Below are 18,421 nucleotides of genomic sequence, written 5' to 3'. Positions count from 1 at the left end.
CTTTAAATTTTCTTAATAAATATTATTTCATAGCAACTTTAGCTATAGCTGCTTTCACGGTATCAATTACCGCTTTAACAGTATCTTTAGCTGTACTATCTGTAGTAGCCCCTGCTCCTTCAGTCGGTGCTTTAGCAGCTGCTGCCGCTTTAATATCCTGAGCTAAAGTAGTTTTTTCGCTTAACCATTTTTTATAATCTTCCGGAGTATCAACAACCACTTTCATTTGCATGTTGTAGTGAGAAGCTCCACAAATTTTATTACATAATAATAAATAATCAAATGTATAAGGATCTAAAGCTGTACCTCCTTTAGCAACTAACTCAACGCTTTTTTCAGCTCTAAGTTTGTTGATGTTTGCAACTTTTTCAACCATAAACGGCAACTCTCTGTACTCAGCAGTTGTATAAGTTGGAATAAAAGCAAACTCCGTAACCATTCCTGGAACACAGTTCATCTGCGCTCTAAAGTGAGGCATATAAGCTGAGTGCAATACGTCCTGAGAACGCATTTTGAAATGTACTTTTTTACCTTTTGGAATATGCAATTCAGAAACTACAATATCATCAGCCGAGTTTTTATCAGACATATCAACACCTAAAGTATTAATACCTTCGATCAAACGAACATTAGCTTTTCCTAAAACATTATCATTACCCGCATATCTTGCAGTCCATTTGAACTGTTGTGCGTATAATTCAATTTCAATTACATCTTCGTCTTTATCAACAAACATGATATTGTTCCAAGCGTACAATCCATAAAGAATTAAACAAGCTAAAACTACAGATGGAATAATACTCCAAATCGCTTCCAATTTATTACTATCAGCAAAGAATAAAGCTTTTTTATCTTTGTGTCCTCTGTTTTTAAAAGAAAACCAATACAATAATCCTTGTGTAATAAACTGAACTACAAAAATTAAAACCCAAGTAATATTCATTAAATTATCTACCAACAATCCGTGCTCTGAAGCAGGAGTATGAAGTGCTAAATTACCCCATTTTAGTAAACCGTAAATAGTAAATATATATATGAAAGCTAAAAAGCCAAACATAACATATCCCTGAACATTATTATCATTATCTGATGCAACCTGAGAATCGTCCGAAGAAGATCCCACTTGAGTAAGATCAAATATCTTGGTCAATTGCCATAATGCAACTGCTAATAAAACTAAAACTATAATTACCAACAAACTTGTCATCTGTTTACTTCTTTAAATATTAATAATGAAAATGTTTACTTTCTTCAATGAAAGGATTTCTTTTTGCTAACAAAGGAGCTTTAGTTAATGCAGTAAACACTACAAAAATAAACAAACCTAAGAAGAAAAGTATAGATGCAATTTCAGAAATTCCAATAAACCATTTATCTCCAACTGTACCAGGCATAATCATATTAAAGAAATCTACATAGTGACCTAGTAAGATAACAACACCTGCCATTACAATTACCCAGCTAAGACGTTTAAAGTCTGTATTGATTAATATTAATAATGGGAACACAAAGTTCATAACTACAGCACCAAAGAATGGCAAATTGTATAATTGAATTCTTGTTACGAAGTATGTTACCTCTTCAGGAATATTAGCATACCAGATTAACATGAATTGAGAGAACCATAAATAAGTCCAGAAAACACTAATACCAAACATAAATTTTGCTAAATCGTGAATGTGACTTGTATTTACATATTCTAAATATCCTTTTGACTTTAAATATACAGTAACTAATGCGATTGCAGTAATACCACTTACAAAGAAAGATGCGAATACATACCATCCGAACAATGTACTAAACCAGTGTGGATCAATCGACATAATCCAGTCCCAAGACATAATAGACTCAGACACAATAAAGAAAACTAAGAAACCAGCAGTTAGCTTAAAGTTCTTTTTGTAGTAAAGATCATCATTAGCCTCATCCTGAGCTAAACAATTTTTTCTTGAAAAGTAGTTATATAAATTCCATCCAATTAAAAATATAGCTGCTCTAATAAGCCAGAAAGGAAAGTTTAAGTAACCTGCTTTTCCAGCAATAATTTTATCATAATTTGGACTATTAGGATCTGTAACTCCTTCACCTAACCATACAAATATGTGATTAAAGTGTAATCCGCAAAGAATTAAAATGATAAAGAAAATAACAGAACCTACAGGCAAATAAGCTGTGATCCCTTGCATAACTCTAAACAAAACCGGAGACCAACCTGCCTGAGCAACTTGTTGAATAGCATAAAATGCTAAAGTTCCCATAGAAAGCAGCAAGAAGAAAATACAAGCTACGTATAAAGCTGACCAAGGCTTATTTTGCAATTGGTGCAATACGTGAGTTAAATGTTTTTCGTGCTCATCAGCAGCATTAACTTTTGCATGCTCACCACCTTTGTGCGAATCATGTGAAGCTTCAGCAGCCTCGTGATGTCCAGCTTCTTGATGTGAAGTTTCTGCTGTTGCTTCATGTGCAGCACCATGAGAACCATGTGCATCTGCAGCTAGAATTTTCTCAACTTCTTGAATATCTTTAGGAGCAGTTAAAAAACCATATCCAATTCCTAATATACCAAGGGCCATTAGGATGATAGAAAAAGTTTTTAATTTACTTGAAAATGTATACATATCTATTACGATCAGTTTGTTCAACAATTATAATTGGCTTTTTAGTTTTAGAACATAGTCAGCAACTAACCAACGTTCGTGGGCACTTAATTGATTTGCATGTGAACCCATTGCATTTAAACCATAAGTTTCAACGTGAAAGATACTTCCTTCAGTGATTTCTCTGTCTTTATAGCTAGGTACTCCAAGAAATTTTTCTCTTTCAACCAATTTACCTTTACCGTTTCCAGTTGCACCATGACAACTGATACAGTAAATTTCGAAAAGTTCTTTTCCCTTTCCGGAATTTCTTTCGATAGAATCCAAAGGTGATTTTAAATTAGCTTTAGCCAATTCATAACCAGCAGTTGAATTTTCATATTCATAAGGCTCAAAACCTCTATTGATACTTCCTTCTGCAGGAAGTTGTCCTTCTTTTCCTCCTTTAAATATCTTTGCCTCTGAATATGGCTCATATGCCAAAGACTCATACATATTAGGGAAATACTGATAGTTTGGTGCCGAAGTATTGTGGCATGATGAAACTAAAATAGTTATACCAACTAAAAGTGTTATTTTATATATCCTTTTCATAGCTACAATTAATTCTTTTCAATTACTTTAACTTCAACAGCTCCTGTACCTTCGAAAAAAGAAACTAGTTCTGCTTCGTTATCATTTACGGCAATTTCCATTAAAAAATGGTCATCTGTTGTTCTTACATCAGGATTCTCAGCTTGTTTGAATGGCCACAATCTACTTCTCATATAAAAAGTAATAACCATTAAGTGGGCAGCAAAAAATACTGTCATTTCAAACATAATTGGCACAAATGCAGGCATATTCTGAATGAAACTAAAACTTGGTTTTCCACCAATATCTTGTGGCCAGTCATGAATCATGATATAACTCATCATGGTTGTTGCAACAGAAATACCAACACATCCATATAAAAATGCACAAATTGCTAATCTTGTTGGTGCTAAACCCATTGCTTTATCCAATCCGTGAACTGGGAATGGAGTAAAAACCTCTTCAATATGATGATGAGCAGCTCTGGTTTTCTTTACTGCATCCATCAAAATATCATCGTCATTATAAATGGCGTATATTACTTTATTACTCATGATGTGTATCTTTATTTGCTCTTTCTCTAATGTAATTATCTCCTGTTCCTTTCAAAATTGTTTTTACCTCTGCCTGAGCAATTACAGGGAATGTTCTAGAGTATAATAAAAACAATACGAAGAAGAAACCAATCGTTCCGATGAAAATTCCAATATCAACAAATGTTGGTGAGAACATTGTCCAAGAAGATGGAAGGTAATCTCTATGTAAAGAAGTAACAATAATTACGAATCTTTCAAACCACATTCCGATGTTTACAACAATCGAAATAATAAATGAAAACATGATACTTGTTCTTAATTTCTTGAACCACATAAACTGTGGAGAGAAAACGTTACAAGTCATCATAGACCAATATGCCCACCAGTAAGGTCCGGTAGCTCTGTTCAAGAACGCATACTGCTCATACTCTACTCCTGAATACCAAGCTACGAATAACTCAGTGATATATGCTACCCCTACGATAGAACCTGTAATCATGATTACAATATTCATTAACTCGATATGTTGTAGTGTAATATATGCTTCAAGGTTAGAAACTTTTCTCATAACGATCAACAATGTGTTTACCATTGCAAATCCTGAGAATACCGCTCCTGCAACGAAGTACGGAGGGAAGATTGTTGTATGCCATCCAGGGATTACAGAAGTAGCAAAGTCCATCGATACAATCGTGTGTACAGAAAGCACAAGAGGAGTAGCTAAACCAGCTAATACCAAAGATACTTCTTCAAAACGCTGCCAATCTTTAGCTCTACCACTCCATCCAAAACTTAGGATAGAATATACTCTTTTATTAAAAGGTGTTATTGCTCTATCACGTAGCATTGCAAAGTCAGGTAATAAACCAGTCCACCAGAAAACCAATGATACTGAAAGATACGTTGAAATTGCGAAAACGTCCCAAAGCAATGGTGAGTTAAAGTTTACCCATAATGACCCAAATTGATTTGGTATAGGTAAAACCCAGTATGCTAACCATGGACGTCCCATGTGAATAATTGGAAATAAACCTGCCTGAACTACCGAGAAGATAGTCATAGCTTCTGCAGAACGGTTAATCGCCATTCTCCAACGTTGACGGAAAAGTAATAATACCGCAGAAATTAATGTTCCGGCGTGACCAATACCAACCCACCAAACGAAGTTCGTGATATCCCAGGCCCAACCAACTGTTTTATTTAATCCCCATGTTCCAATACCGGTAGATACGGTGTAAATAATACAACCTAACCCCCAAAGGAAGGCTATTAATGCGATTGAAAATACAATCCACCAATGTTTGTTTGCCGGACCTTCAACAGGTGCAGCTACATCTACAGTTACATCGTGATAAGATTTATCACCTATAACTAAAGGTTTTCTAATGGGTGCTTCGTAGTGAGACGACATAATCCTTTATATGTTTCTTAATTAATAATTTATTCTAAGTATTTCTAACTTTAACATGGTAAACCACATTAGGTTTTGTTCCAACATGCTCTAATAAGTGGTATGATCTATCATCAGCAGCTAATTTAGCCACTTTACTTTCAGCATCATTAACATCACCAAATATCATTGCTCCAGAAGAACAAGCATTTGAACATGCTGTCTGGAATTCACCATCAGCAACCGGACGACCTTCATTTTTAGCTTTTAGCTTAGTCGCCTGTGTCATTTGAATACACATAGAACATTTTTCCATAACTCCACGAGAACGAACGTTTACATCTGGATTCAATACCATACGTCCTAAATCATCATTCATGTGGTAATCGAATTCACTGTTTTTGTTGTACAAGAACCAGTTGAAACGACGTACTTTATACGGACAGTTGTTTGCACAGTAACGAGTACCAACACATCTGTTGTATGCCATATGATTTTGACCTTCACGACCGTGAGATGTTGCAGCAACCGGACAAACTGTTTCACACGGTGCGTGGTTACAGTGTTGACACATTACTGGCTGGAAAGATACTTGTGGATTATCTCCAGGTTTTTCCATTTCATTAAATGTAGATAATGAACTAGACAAACCAGCGATATTCTCTTTTCTTTCGTTATCACCTTCAAAAGTACTTTCAGAAGAATAATATCTGTCAATACGCAACCAGTGCATATCGCGGCTTCTTCTTACTTCTGCTTTACCTACAACTGGCACGTTGTTTTCAGCGTGACATGCAATTACACATGCTCCACAACCTGTACAAGCGTTTAAGTCAATCGAAAGGTTAAAGTGATGTCCTGTAGAACGATCAAATGATTCCCATAAATCAACAGTTGTAGCTTTTACTTCTTCGTGATCTAAAGATACCATTGGTTGTTCGTTCCAATGTTCCGGATCCTCAGAATTAAAGGTTTTAAGAGACGTTTCTTTAATAATGTCTCCTCTTCCCATTAATGTTTTCTGTCCCTGAACACAAGCGAACTCATGAACTCCATTTGCTTTCGCAATAGTAACAGATTGCACACTTTTGAAATTTTTATATAAAGCGTAAGCATTTAAACCTACCTGCATTTCATCTTTTAAAGCCGCTTTACGACCATAACCTAAAGCTAAACCAACTGTACCAACTGCTTGTCCTGGCTGAACAATAACCGGTACGTTTTCTAATTTTAAACCATCAGCAGTAGTAATTGTAGCATAACTTCCGTTTAAACCTCCGTTAGCAACAATTTCATTTGTTAAGTTGTACTTCTTAGCATCAGCATTAGAAACAGTTACGTAGTTATCCCAAGAAACTCTTGTGATTGGATCAGGAAACTCTTGCAACCAAGGGTTGTTAGCTTGTTGTCCATCTCCCATACCTGTTTTAGTATATAATACTAACTCGAACTCTCCAGCAGATTTTGAATTTGCAACGGCACTTGCAGCAGCAGCATAATCAATAGATCCGGCAGATAAAGCCGATGAACCAATTACAAAAACACCATCATGTAAAACTTTATTCCAAGAAGAACCTGCAATTACTGAAGCCGAATTAGCTTTAATATAATCATAGAAGTTTCCAGGAGTTCCGTTTAATGATAATAAAACGTCTTGAAATTGTTTTGTATTAAATATAGGACGAATAGTTGGCTGAGTCAAACTATAAGTTCCCTTTGTAATTACAACATCTCCCCAAGCCTCTAAATAATGAGGAACCGGAGCAGCAATTGTTGTTATAGATGCAGTCTCATCTTCTTTTAAAGAAAAAGCAACTGACGTTTTTACTTTTTTCAATCCAGATACAAAAGAAGCTGAATCAGCTAATGTATAAACCGGATTAATTCCGCTCATGATTAAAGTATGAACACTTCCAGCATTCATATCTTTTACCAATTGAGATACAACCGCATTAGATCCTTTTCTAATTTGTCTTGTACCTACAGTAGTAAAAGCTTCACTAGCTAACACCTGATTGATAGCTAAAACTAATAATTGAGCATTTTTATCTTCAATCCCAGAAACTAAAACTCCTTTAGAACCAGCAAGTTTTAATTGCTGAGCAGCTTTAGTTGCTTCATCTTTAAATTTAGCATCTAAAGAAACAGCAACAGAAGAACCTGTGATAATGTTATAAATTTGAACTAAAGCTTGTTTTTGATTTGCAGTACTCATAGGAATACGCTTATCAGCAGCAGCTCCAGACAATGTCATGTTTGATTCGAACTGAAAGTGACGAGACATTTTTTTAGATCCGGTAGGTCCTGAAGGAATTCTACCTTGTGCATATCCTGCATCATAACCTCCACCTTGCCAATCTCCTAAGAAATCAGCACCAACAGAAACAATTAAAGAAGCTTTTGAAAAATCATAATCAACAAGAGCTCTTTCACCGTAAACTGTTTCAAATGCATCTAATGCGTCAGATGAAGAAACTGCATCATAAACAACATGTTTTGCATTAGGGTTTTTAGCGATAAATTCACCGATTAATTTTTCAGTAGATGGACTCGCTAAAGTATTTGTCAACAATACCACTTGCCCGCCTTTTGCTTTTGCTTCAGCAAGACTTGATTTTATTCTCAAATCAACAGCAGACCAGCTACCATTTTTTCCGTCCAATTTAGGCTCTTTCAAACGCATACTGTCATATAATGACAGGATAGACGCATGAATTCTAGCATTGGCTGAAAACTTAGATCCAGAAATAGTATTGTTATCAATTTTAATTGGACGACCCTCACGAGTTTTTACTAATAAGTTAGCAAAATCAAAACCATCAAAAACAGTTGTTGCATAATAATCAGCAACTCCAGGAATGATTTGTTCTGGTTGTAACACATAAGGTATAGACTTGTGAACAGGACCTTCGCAGGCTGCAAGCGTAACCGCTGCAGTACTAAATCCTACGTACTTTAAAAAGTCACGACGTGAAGTTCCAGATTGAGCTAAAGCATCTGCATTTCCTAAGAATTCTTCAGTAGGAATTTCTTCAACAAATTCGTTATTTCTAAGCGCCTCAACAATAGAACTATTCTCTAGTTCTTCAACACTTTTCCAGTATTTTTTGTTTGATGACATTGTATATAAATATTAAAATCTTAATAATTCGATTAATAGTGGCATTTACCGCATTCTAAACCTCCCATTTGCGCTGCAGTCAATTTTTCTACACCGTATTTTTTAGAAAGTTCAGCATGAATTTTATCATAGTAAGCATTACCTTCCATCTTAACATCAGTTTTTCTATGGCAATCAATACACCATCCCATTGTTAATTTAGAATATTGCTTCATGATCTCAAATTCCTGCACTGGACCGTGACAAGTTTGACATTCAACTCCTGCAACATTAACGTGTTGAGAGTGGTTGAAGTAAACAAAATCAGGAAGATTATGAATACGAACCCATTTTACAGGCTGCGTTTTTCCAGTATACTCCTGCTTAGCTTTATCCCAGCCAACAGCATCATATAATTTTTGGATTTGAGCATCGTAAAATGCTTTGCTGTACTCAGGAGTAGCAGTAGTTTCAGCAACTTCAGAAATATTTTTATGACAGTTCATACAAACATTCAAAGATGGAATACCAGCTGTTTTACTTACACGAGCAGCAGAGTGACAATATTTACAATTGATTTCGTTATCACCAGCGTGAATTTTATGAGAATAGTGAATTGGCTGAATTGGTTCATAATTTTGATCAACACCTACTTGCATTAAGTATGCATAAACAAAATAACCACTTGCCAACAACAAGAATATAGAAGTAACTAAAACCAGGAATTGGTTTTTAGCAAAAGCTTTCCAGATTGGAGTTCTCGCTTCTTTTGGAGCAACTACAATACCATTATTACTTGCTACTTTAGTCAATACTTTGTTCACCATGAACAACATAACCACTAAGATAGCCATTACAAGAGCAAGAGCTCCTAAGATAATGTTATTTGAAATTCCACCGCCTTCAACTTTTTCCCCAGGAGGAACAGTTCCAGGAGCACCAGCCGCAGGCTCAGCTTTTACTTCAGAAGTATAAGCAATAATGTTATCAATATCACCTGTTGATAATTGAGGAAAAGAAGTCATTACTGACTTGTTGTGCTCTTCAAATAATTTAACTGCAACAGGATCCCCTGATTTAATCATTTCAGAGCTGTTATGCACCCACTTGTAAATCCATGCCATATCGTGTTTGGCAGCAACCCCTCTTAGGGCCGGACCTGTTGACTTAGCATCTAATTTGTGACATGCAGCGCAATTTGCATTAAAAAGTTCTTTCCCTTTTACTGGATCACCACCTGCAGCAGCAGCCGGAGCAGCAGCTTCAGGCGCCGCCGGAGCAGCAGCTTCTTGAGCAAATGAAGTTAGGGAGAAAATTAACGTTAGCGATAAGCTAAGTAATAATTTTCTTGAGATCGAATTATGGTTACCCACCTTTTTCATATAGTATAATAATTATCTACTAATTTTTGGTATGATTTTTTCTATATCAAATCAACGAAAAACTAATACCTTCTTTTAAAACTTGCACAAAAATACGACTTATGAACTATTCTCAAAACCTTAAAATACTCTTAAATATCAATTTATATCAATTCTAAATAATATTAAAATTTTATATACAAACTTTAAATAGTAATTTCGCGTAAAAACCATCACATTATGAGAATTTTAACCCCTTCAAAAAGAGTTTTCTTAACATTAACAATGATCACTTTAGCATATAATATTCATGCTCAAGACCAAAATTTAATAGTAAATCAAGATCCCAAATTTGAGCAATTGTTGAGTGAAAAACGAAAAATTAACACGTCAATAAATACAAACGATACTTACAAAATTCAAATCTTTAGCGGTAAAAGCGAAGAAGCAAAGAAAACGTTATCGGATTTTAAAAGAGAATTTAGTGCTATTGACGGAACAATAATTTTCAATACACCAAACTACAAAGTAATGGTAGGAAATTTCAAAACAAGAATAGAGGCCGAACGTAATTTAGCCGAAATTAAAAAGAGATTCAAAAGTGTCTTTTTAATCAAACCAGGCAAGTAAAAGCAATTATCAAACATAAAAAAAGCGAGATTATATCTCGCTTTTTTTTATTTATTCTATACAAAGTCTTTAATTTCACAAGAACAAAAAGCTCAAGCCCCTATCCTTGCTAACTCAAACAATACACCCAATATTAATTTCTCGGCAATATCCTCACAGGAGTCAAAAATACCCCTTAAAAACTTAATACAATACTTAAGACACCCATATGAAACTTTAAAAAACACACATCAATTAACAACAAAAAAAAAAGCTCCAATTTTCATTGAAGCTTTACTATACAAAGGCTAATTCACCACCTTTATTCCATTTGCCAGAAACCTTATTTCTTCTTTTGGCACCGTAATAGCATCTATCTCTGCTTGCGATTTTTTAGCATCTTTAGCATAGTGTTTAAGTTCCTTTACAGATGTTATTTCTTTTTCGGCATTCCCTTCTAAAATAACATTTTTTCCTTTCAATGCTGTAGGAACAAAAAAAGCATAATCTTTCATTTTTACAAAAAACGAAGAACCATCAACTGTTTTAAGAGTCACCCAACATCCTTTTTTCGGACAAACATCAGTAACGACTCCTTTTACAGTAACATTATCTGCCTTTTTATCTCGTTTTAGTTTATTTTCTAATTCATTAATCGAAATTGCTTTACCTTCAGATATTTTAGACACATCAGCACCATAATAATCCCCAACTAAAGCATTACCCGATGGTGGTCCTTTTTTCTCTACAGCTTCCTGAGAGAAAGACTGACTCGAAATACTTATAAAAATAACAACAGCATATATTAATCGTTTCATACAAAAATAGTTTTCCCAAAAATAATATTAAAATTTGAAACATTTTAAATATCTTATTCTTAAATATAAATTAGCTACGCAAGCCTTTTCACAGACAAATATAACCACAAAAAAAGTCCCAATTTTCATTGGGACTTTAAAATATATTTATTGAATATTATTTCAATTTCTTTTTGATTGCAACTTCATGGTACGCTTCAATAACATCTCTTTCTTCGATATCATTGTAACCTTTGATCTGAATACCACAATCGTATCCTTTAGAAACTTCTTTAACATCATCTTTGAAACGTTTTAATGCAACAAGTTCTCCTGTATGCACCACTACTCCTTCTCTGATAACTCTAATTTTAGAACTTCTCATGATTTTACCATCCATCACCATACAACCTGCGATTGAACCCACTTTAGAAATTTTGAAGATCTCACGGATCTCAGCAGTTCCTAAAATTTCTTCTTTCATCTCTGGAGCCAACATTCCTTCCATCGCATCTTTCAAGTCATCGATAGCAGCGTAGATAATAGAATAATAACGGATATCGATTTCTTCTTTATCTGCAAGTTGTCTAGCATTTCCTGCAGGACGAACGTTAAATCCGATAATAATCGCATCAGAAGCAGAAGCCAACATAACGTCAGTTTCAGTAATTGCTCCAACACCTTTATGGATAATATTAATTTGAACTTCTTCTGTAGAAAGTTTAGAGAACGAATCTGATAATGCTTCAACAGATCCATCAACATCTCCTTTAAGAATAACATTCAATTCTTTAAACTGACCAAGTGCAATACGACGTCCAATTTCATCAAGTGTAATATGACGTTGTGTACGTACAGATTGTTCACGCATTAATTGAGAACGTTTAGATGCAATTTGTTTTGCTTCTTTTTCATCTTCAAATACATTGAACTTATCACCCGCAGTTGCAGCGCCATCAAGACCTAATACGGATACCGGAGTCGAAGGACCTGCTTCTTTAACAATATGTCCGCGTTCATCATGCATAGCTTTAATTTTACCATGATGCTTACCAGCCAACATATAATCCCCAACTTTTAAAGTTCCGTGTTGAACTAAAATTGTTGACACATATCCTTTTCCTTTATCTAAGAAAGCCTCAACTACAGTTCCCTGAGCTGCTTTATTTGGATTCGATTTTAAATCTAAAATTTCAGCTTCTAATAAAACTTTCTCTAATAATTCTTTTACACCTGTTCCGACTTTTGCAGAAATATCATGTGACTGAATTTTTCCACCCCAATCTTCAACAAGTAAATTCATACTAGCCAAACGCTCTTTGATTTTCTCAACATTCGCATTTGGTTTATCAATTTTATTGATTGCAAATATAATTGGCACTCCCGCAGCTTGTGCGTGAGAAATTGCTTCTTTTGTTTGTGGCATGATATCATCATCCGCAGCAACAACAATAATAGCGATATCGGTAACCTGAGCTCCACGTGCACGCATCGCGGTAAACGCCTCGTGACCTGGTGTATCTAAGAACGCGATTTTTTGACCGTTATCTAAAGTTACTCCGTATGCTCCAATATGTTGTGTAATACCTCCAGACTCACCAGCGATAACATTTTCTTTACGAATATAATCCAGCAAAGATGTTTTACCGTGATCGACGTGACCCATTACAGTAACAATTGGCGCTCTAACTACTAAATCTTCTTCTTTATCTTCAATTACCTCAATAGCATCTTCGATATCAACTGTAATAAACTCAACTTCGTAACCAAATTCATCTGCTACAATAGTTAATGTTTCAGCATCTAAACGTTGATTCATGGTAACCATGATTCCAAGAGACATACAAGTTCCAATTACTTTAGTAATTGGCACATCCATCATGATTGCAATTTCACCTACAGTAACAAATTCAGTAACTTTAATAGTTTTACTTCCTTCGTCAATAGCTCTTTGCTCTTCATCAGATTTCTGACGGTGTGTATCCCTTTTGTCTCTTCTGTATTTAGCAGCTTTTGATTTCCCACCTTTACCCTGAAGTTTTTCAAGAGTTTCTCTAATTTGGTTTTTTACTTCCTCTTCAGTTGGCTCAACTTTAGCAACAATTGCAGGACGGTTACCTTTTACAAAACCTGGTCTTGCACTTCTGTTTGCATTAAAACCTCCACCACCGGCATTAGGTGTAATTTTATTAGGATTTGGAGTTCCCGGCGCATGACCTGTAGCAGGTTTTGGCGCACCTGGAGTTCCTGGTTTAGGAGCAATTCTTTTACGCTTATTTTTATTAGCGTTATTATTTGCACCTGGGGCTCCTGGTTTATTAGGAGTTATTTTTGGATCTTCTTTCTTTTTCTTAGGTTTATTAAATTGAGATAAATCAATTGTTTGACCTGTAAGAGTAGTTCCAGATAATTTTTGATATTGTGTAGTGATCGTTTCCTCGGCAGTTGCCGGATCAGTTGAAACAACTGGTTCCTGAGCTACTTTAGGAGTTTCTGCTTTCACTTCTTTTACTTCTTTTTTCTCTGTAATAATAGGCTTTTCCACCTTTTTCTCTTCAGAAACAACAGGAACCACTGGTTCAGGTTGTACAATTTCTTTCTGAACAGGTTTTTCTGGTTGAGTTGGAGCAACAACAACTTTTGGCTCCTCTACCTTAACTGGTTCTTCAGCAGGAGGAGAAACAACAGTAGGTTTCTTTGGATTTAAATCAATTTTTCCAACTTGAACAGGTCCGGTTACAACTGCTCTCGCTTTTATAACCTCTTGCTGTTTTTGACGTTCTTCGTCTTGTCTGCGTTTGTCTTCAATTTCTTTTTCACGCTCTACACGCAAAGCTTCTTTCTCTTTTCTTTTCTCTTCACCCACCTCTTTAGAAGCTTCTTTGTTCCCCTTATCGCCCGCAAATTGGCTTTGTAGGATATTAAATTCGCTATCAGAAATTTTCGCATTTGGATTTGCATCAATAGCAATTCCCTTATCTTTTAGATAATCAACAGCTCTTTCTAACGAAATATTTAATTCCCTTAAAACCTTGTTTATTCTTATTACTCTCTCTTCAGACATATAACCTTTTTATTATTACCTTTTTCGTTGTGTTGTTAGAGTAGATAACTAGCTATCAAACTCTTCTTTTAGTATTTTCATAACATCAAGAATCGTTTCCTCTTCTAAATCTGTTCTTCTTACTAAATCTTCTACTTCTTGCTTCAGGATACTTCTAGCTGTATCTAAACCAATTTTTGCAAATTCTTCGATAACCCAGCCTTCAATTTCATCTGAAAACTCAGTTAATTCAACGTCATCATCTTCGCCACTAGCAACATCACCTTCTCTGATAACATCTAGCTCGTAGCCTGTTAGCTGACCCGCTAATTTTATATTATGACCACCTCTACCAATTGCTTTAGAAACTTCTTCTAATTTCAAGAAAACTTCGGCTCTTTTATTTTCTTCATCAATTTTGATTGAAGAAACTTTTGCAGGGCTCAATGCTCTTGTAATAAACAATTGAATATTACTTGTATAGTTGATTACATCGATATTTTCATTTCCTAACTCACGAACAATTCCGTGAATACGAGATCCTTTCATACCAACACAAGCTCCAACAGGATCAATTCTATCATCATAAGAATCTACCGCTACTTTTGCTTTTTCACCTGGAATACGCACTACGTTTTTAACAGTGATCAAACCGTCAAATACTTCAGGAATTTCTTGTTCAAATAATTTCTCTAAAAACTTCTCAGAAGTTCTTGACATAATAATTTGAGGTTTATTTCCTTTTAATTCAACGCTTTCAATGATTCCGCGAACGTTATCTCCTTTACGGAAAAAATCAGATGGAATTTGTTTTTCTTTTGGAAGCACAATTTCATTTCCTTCATCATCGACCAAAATTACAACTCTTGGGCGAACATGGTGCACTTCGGCAGTATAAATATCACCAATAATATCTTTAAATTGCTTGTAAAGATTGGTATTATCGTGTTCGTGAATTTTAGATATTAAGTTTTGGCGCAAAGCTAAAATAGCTCTTCTTCCTAAATCAATCAATTTAACCTCTTCAGAAACTTCTTCTCCAATTTCAAAATCCGCTTCGATCAATCTTGCTTCAGTCAAAGTAATTTCTTCATTTTCAAAATCAAGATCTTCGTCAGCAACAATTACTCTTCGTCTCCATATTTCCATATCTCCTTTATCAGGATTTATGATAATATCGAAGTTATCATCAGAACCGTATTTTTTCTTTAATGCATTTCTAAACACGTCCTCTAAAATTGCCATAAGCGTTACACGATCAATAAGTTTATTATCTTTAAACTCTGAGAATGAATCGATTAATGCTAAATTTTCCATGCGAATTCTTTAATTAAAATGTTACTGTAACAATTGCCTCTTTAATTTCTGTATAAGGTATTTGTTGCTCTTTTTGAACTGTTTCTTTTCCTTTTCCTACTTTTTTCGGTTCTCTTGCCTGCCAAGACAAAATTATAAAAACATCGTTAGCTTCTACTAATTCTGCTTCAATTTTTTCATTATTTGTAGTAACAATCAATGTTCTACCAATATTTTTTATGTATTGTCTTGTCATTTTCAATGGCGATCCTACTCCAACCGATGCTACTTCAAGCGAAAAATCCTGTTCTTCACGATCCAGATTATTCTCGATTGCACGACTTACATCAATACAATCCTGCAACGCCACTCCATTATCCCCGTCTAAACCTACACTAATCTTGAAAGAGTCTGAGATAGCCAGATCAATCAAAAAGATTGAGGGCTTTTCTAAAAGAGCCTCTGCTATTAATCCGTTTACTTTTTCTTTAAATGTCATAATTTTATAAAAAGAGGGGACACTTAGTCCCCTCATTATTTAGATTTTAATAAATAACGGTGCAAATATAGTGTTTTTTTTATAAATCAAAATAAATAGATTGCTCTAAAAATATTTCTTATCTTTATAATAGCATTAAAACAACAGAATTTTACATTATTTAACCCAAAAAACTATGAAACGAATTCTAGTACCTACCGACTTTTCTGATCACGCAGAAAATGCCTTAAAAGTTGCTGCACAAATTGCCAAAAAAAACGATTCTGAAATTATCATTTTGCATATGCTTGAATTACCAAGCCAAATGAACGATGCAATATTAGGCGGAGCAAGCATTCCTGAAACAATGCTTTTTATGAAAAAAGCCAATGAAATGCTTGACGAAGTCTCATCAAAACCGTATTTAGACGGAATTTCGATAACTGAAATTGTAAAAATGGACAAACCTATCCATGGCATCTCACAAGTAAGCAAAGACTATAACATCGATTTAATTGTTATGGGATCTCACGGCTCATCAGGAATTGAAGAATTACTAATTGGTTCTAATACTGAAAAAGTAGTTCGCAACTCAGAAATCCCAGTTTTAGTGATCAAAAAAGACATTCCAAATTTTAATATATCCAATATTGTTTTTGCGTCTGATTTTTCCGACGAAACAAAAAAAACCTTTGAAAAATTCGTAAGCATCACTAAACTTTTTGAAGCAAAAATACATCTTGTTACAATTTGCACACCCAACAGTTTTAAACCAACCCATGCAGCAGAAAAAGCGATGACAGATTTTACTTCTGAGTTTAACCTGACAGATTATCAAACACATATTTATAACGATACTAACATCGAAAAAGGAATTATCAATTTCTCTAACAGTATAAACGCAGACATTATTGGGATGAGCACACATGGAAGAACAGGTTTCGCACACTTCTTTAACGGAAGCATCAGTGAAGGTCTGGTAAATCATGCCGTAAGACCTGTAATCACATTTAAGATTTAAAAAAAAATTATCATATTTCATCCAAAAGCTTCTCAATCGAGAGGCTTTTTTTTATAAACATCAATTTATTTTCTAATAAAAAACTTTTTCGTGAGCTTTTCAACAAAGTTACTTTGAGCTTTACAACAAAGTCAGCGCCATTCTTAATCCAGATCTTTGTCAAATAAAAATCATTAATAATACAACATGAAAACAATAGACAAGATTTACATTAACGGAGAATTTATTACTCCTGAAGGAACCGAATATTTTGACTTAATAAGCCCAACAACAAACGAACAACTAGGAAAAGTACTTTTAGGAAATGAAAAAGACACACAAAATGCCATAGCTGCCGCCAAAGAATCCTTTAAAACCTTCTCTAAAACCACAGCCACAGAAAGAATTCACTACTTACAAAACATACAGACTTCGATCGAAAAAAGAAAAGAAGAATTCATTAGCGTAATGATTGAGGAATATGGAGGAACAAAGCAATTTGCAACAACCAGCTACGCTTATATGCTAAAAAGTTTTGAGTCCGCAATTCAATTATTAAACACCTACGATTTTACCAAAACAATGGGAAATTCCGAAGTTCAAATGACACCACTTGGCGTTGTTGGCATCATTATTCCGTGGAATTCAAGTAATGGCTTTATTTGTAGTAAACTATCGACAGCGATAGCAGCAGGATGCACAACTGTAATAAAACCGAGCGAAATGAGCGCACAACAAACTCAACTGATTACCGAATGCCTTCATGAAGCAGGATTACCAAAAGGTGTTTTTAATATCGTTAACGGATTAGGCGAAATAGTTGGAGCAGAAATAAGCCGCAATCCTGATATTGCCAAGATCTCATTTACAGGATCTACCAATGTTGGAAAAATTATCGCAAAAGAAGCCGTAAACACCATGAAACGCGTTACTCTTGAACTTGGCGGAAAATCTCCTAATATCATTCTCGATGATGCTAATTTTTCAGAAGCAATTCCGCTTGCCGTAATCGCTGCTTACATGAATAGCGGACAAGCATGTATTGCCGGAACAAGATTACTAGTTCCTGAAAACCGACTTGAAGATGTCAAAAAAATAATAAAAGAAGTAGTATCTAATACTATTGTTGGCGATCCAAAAAACGACACAACCGCTGTTGGTCCAATGGTCAGTGCAAAACAATTCGAACGTGTTCAAAATTATATCCAAACCGGGATTAACGAAGGAGCAGAAGTTTTGATTGGAGGCTTAGGAAAACCTGAAGGATTAGAAAGAGGGAACTTTGTAAAACCAACTGTTTTTATAAACGTAAACAATCAGATGCGAATTGCAAGAGAAGAAATTTTCGGTCCTGTTTTATCTATTATAACATATAAAACCGAAGAAGAAGCAATAGAAATAGCCAACGATACTACATACGGATTACAAGCTTATGTAAGTTCATCTGATGAAAAAAGAGCCCACAAAGTTGCTTCGCAAATAAATGCTGGACGTGTGCAAATAAACGGAATCGGACATGATCCTATGGCTCCGTTTGGCGGATTTAAACAATCCGGAATAGGCAGGGAATTTGGAATACCAGGCCTTGAAGCTTATCTTGAACCAAAAGCTTTAATTCGATAAATAATCCAGGATCCG

Annotated in this window: 14 protein-coding genes; 3 read left to right on the top strand and 11 right to left on the bottom strand. The window is 34.9% G+C overall.

Translation table 11 applies throughout. The annotated features are described in order from the left end of the window. Positions 1-22: 22 nt before the first annotated feature. Genes B0M43_RS08395 through B0M43_RS08365 form a run of 7 tightly spaced genes read right to left on the bottom strand, consistent with a single transcriptional unit; the run spans position 23 to position 9,581 of the window. The gene (locus B0M43_RS08395) at positions 23-1,207 is read right to left on the bottom strand and encodes a cytochrome c oxidase subunit II (protein WP_078006185.1); all 1,185 of its coding nucleotides are present in this window, start codon (positions 1,205-1,207) and stop codon (positions 23-25) included. A 19-nt stretch (positions 1,208-1,226) separates the two neighbouring features. Then, positions 1,227-2,621: a quinol:cytochrome C oxidoreductase gene (locus tag B0M43_RS08390; protein ID WP_065448003.1), complete on the bottom strand. Its 1,395-nt coding sequence runs from the start codon at positions 2,619-2,621 to the stop codon at positions 1,227-1,229. Between the two features lie 27 nt (positions 2,622-2,648). After that, complete coding sequence (locus tag B0M43_RS08385) at positions 2,649-3,194, bottom strand: cytochrome c (protein ID WP_065448004.1); 546 nt, start codon at positions 3,192-3,194, stop codon at positions 2,649-2,651. 8 nt (positions 3,195-3,202) lie between these two features. Further along, a complete protein-coding gene (locus B0M43_RS08380) occupies positions 3,203-3,727 on the bottom strand; it encodes a DUF3341 domain-containing protein (RefSeq protein ID WP_065448006.1) in 525 nt (174 codons plus the stop codon). Then, positions 3,720-5,120: an NrfD/PsrC family molybdoenzyme membrane anchor subunit gene (gene nrfD / locus B0M43_RS08375; protein WP_055096849.1), complete on the bottom strand. Its 1,401-nt coding sequence runs from the start codon at positions 5,118-5,120 to the stop codon at positions 3,720-3,722. The genes B0M43_RS08380 and nrfD overlap by 8 nt, the downstream gene beginning before the upstream one ends. 34 nt (positions 5,121-5,154) lie before the next feature. Beyond that, positions 5,155-8,220 carry a TAT-variant-translocated molybdopterin oxidoreductase gene (locus B0M43_RS08370; RefSeq protein WP_078006186.1) on the bottom strand — a complete coding sequence of 1,022 codons (3,066 nt, stop codon included), beginning with the start codon at positions 8,218-8,220 and terminating at the stop codon, positions 5,155-5,157. Positions 8,221-8,252: 32 nt separating this feature from the next. Then, the gene (locus tag B0M43_RS08365) at positions 8,253-9,581 is read right to left on the bottom strand and encodes a c-type cytochrome (RefSeq protein WP_078006187.1); all 1,329 of its coding nucleotides are present in this window, start codon (positions 9,579-9,581) and stop codon (positions 8,253-8,255) included. A gap of 219 nt (positions 9,582-9,800) precedes the next feature. On the opposite strand from B0M43_RS08365, the gene B0M43_RS08360 reads away from it, so the two are divergent. Next, positions 9,801-10,190: an SPOR domain-containing protein gene (locus B0M43_RS08360; protein WP_078006188.1), complete on the top strand. Its 390-nt coding sequence runs from the start codon at positions 9,801-9,803 to the stop codon at positions 10,188-10,190. A 287-nt stretch (positions 10,191-10,477) separates the two neighbouring features. Here B0M43_RS08360 and B0M43_RS08355 read toward each other — a convergent pair whose 3' ends face one another. The 4 genes from B0M43_RS08355 to rimP all read right to left on the bottom strand — a co-directional run bounded on the left by B0M43_RS08355 (position 10,478) and on the right by rimP (position 15,804). Beyond that, on the bottom strand, positions 10,478-10,987 hold the full coding sequence (locus B0M43_RS08355; RefSeq protein WP_078006189.1) for a DUF4920 domain-containing protein: 510 nt from the start codon (positions 10,985-10,987) through the stop codon (positions 10,478-10,480). A gap of 157 nt (positions 10,988-11,144) precedes the next feature. Beyond that, the gene (gene infB / locus B0M43_RS08350; RefSeq protein ID WP_078006190.1) at positions 11,145-14,030 is read right to left on the bottom strand and encodes a translation initiation factor IF-2; all 2,886 of its coding nucleotides are present in this window, start codon (positions 14,028-14,030) and stop codon (positions 11,145-11,147) included. A 48-nt stretch (positions 14,031-14,078) separates the two neighbouring features. Beyond that, the gene (nusA, locus tag B0M43_RS08345; protein ID WP_065448016.1) at positions 14,079-15,326 is read right to left on the bottom strand and encodes a transcription termination factor NusA; all 1,248 of its coding nucleotides are present in this window, start codon (positions 15,324-15,326) and stop codon (positions 14,079-14,081) included. Positions 15,327-15,339: 13 nt separating this feature from the next. Next, positions 15,340-15,804 (bottom strand): ribosome assembly cofactor RimP, encoded by a 465-nt coding sequence (gene rimP, locus B0M43_RS08340; protein WP_065448130.1) that lies wholly within the window; start codon positions 15,802-15,804, stop codon positions 15,340-15,342. A 175-nt stretch (positions 15,805-15,979) separates the two neighbouring features. On the opposite strand from rimP, the gene B0M43_RS08335 reads away from it, so the two are divergent. Beyond that, entirely contained in the window at positions 15,980-16,804 is an 825-nt protein-coding gene (locus B0M43_RS08335) for a universal stress protein (protein ID WP_078006192.1), read from the top strand. A gap of 186 nt (positions 16,805-16,990) precedes the next feature. Next, the gene (locus tag B0M43_RS08330; RefSeq protein WP_078006193.1) at positions 16,991-18,406 is read left to right on the top strand and encodes an aldehyde dehydrogenase family protein; all 1,416 of its coding nucleotides are present in this window, start codon (positions 16,991-16,993) and stop codon (positions 18,404-18,406) included. Positions 18,407-18,421: the final 15 nt, after the last annotated feature.

The sequence above is a fragment of the Flavobacterium sp. KBS0721 genome (assembly GCF_002007065.3).
Lineage (GTDB): Bacteria > Bacteroidota > Bacteroidia > Flavobacteriales > Flavobacteriaceae > Flavobacterium > Flavobacterium piscis.
Note: the sequence above shows the minus strand (reverse complement) of the source record. Positions and strands in the feature narration are given on the sequence as shown.

Coding starts and splice junctions, on each gene's coding strand:
- infB (WP_078006190.1), bottom strand. CDS start 14,030: ATGTCTGAAGAGAGAGTAATAAGAATAAACAAGGTTTTAAGGGAATTA.
- B0M43_RS08330 (WP_078006193.1), top strand. CDS start 16,991: ATGAAAACAATAGACAAGATTTACATTAACGGAGAATTTATTACTCCT.
- B0M43_RS08395 (WP_078006185.1), bottom strand. CDS start 1,207: ATGACAAGTTTGTTGGTAATTATAGTTTTAGTTTTATTAGCAGTTGCA.
- B0M43_RS08380 (WP_065448006.1), bottom strand. CDS start 3,727: ATGAGTAATAAAGTAATATACGCCATTTATAATGACGATGATATTTTG.
- B0M43_RS08390 (WP_065448003.1), bottom strand. CDS start 2,621: ATGTATACATTTTCAAGTAAATTAAAAACTTTTTCTATCATCCTAATG.
- B0M43_RS08335 (WP_078006192.1), top strand. CDS start 15,980: ATGAAACGAATTCTAGTACCTACCGACTTTTCTGATCACGCAGAAAAT.
- B0M43_RS08370 (WP_078006186.1), bottom strand. CDS start 8,220: ATGTCATCAAACAAAAAATACTGGAAAAGTGTTGAAGAACTAGAGAAT.
- B0M43_RS08355 (WP_078006189.1), bottom strand. CDS start 10,987: ATGAAACGATTAATATATGCTGTTGTTATTTTTATAAGTATTTCGAGT.
- B0M43_RS08360 (WP_078006188.1), top strand. CDS start 9,801: ATGAGAATTTTAACCCCTTCAAAAAGAGTTTTCTTAACATTAACAATG.
- B0M43_RS08365 (WP_078006187.1), bottom strand. CDS start 9,581: ATGAAAAAGGTGGGTAACCATAATTCGATCTCAAGAAAATTATTACTT.
- nrfD (WP_055096849.1), bottom strand. CDS start 5,120: ATGTCGTCTCACTACGAAGCACCCATTAGAAAACCTTTAGTTATAGGT.
- B0M43_RS08385 (WP_065448004.1), bottom strand. CDS start 3,194: ATGAAAAGGATATATAAAATAACACTTTTAGTTGGTATAACTATTTTA.
- nusA (WP_065448016.1), bottom strand. CDS start 15,326: ATGGAAAATTTAGCATTAATCGATTCATTCTCAGAGTTTAAAGATAAT.
- rimP (WP_065448130.1), bottom strand. CDS start 15,804: ATGACATTTAAAGAAAAAGTAAACGGATTAATAGCAGAGGCTCTTTTA.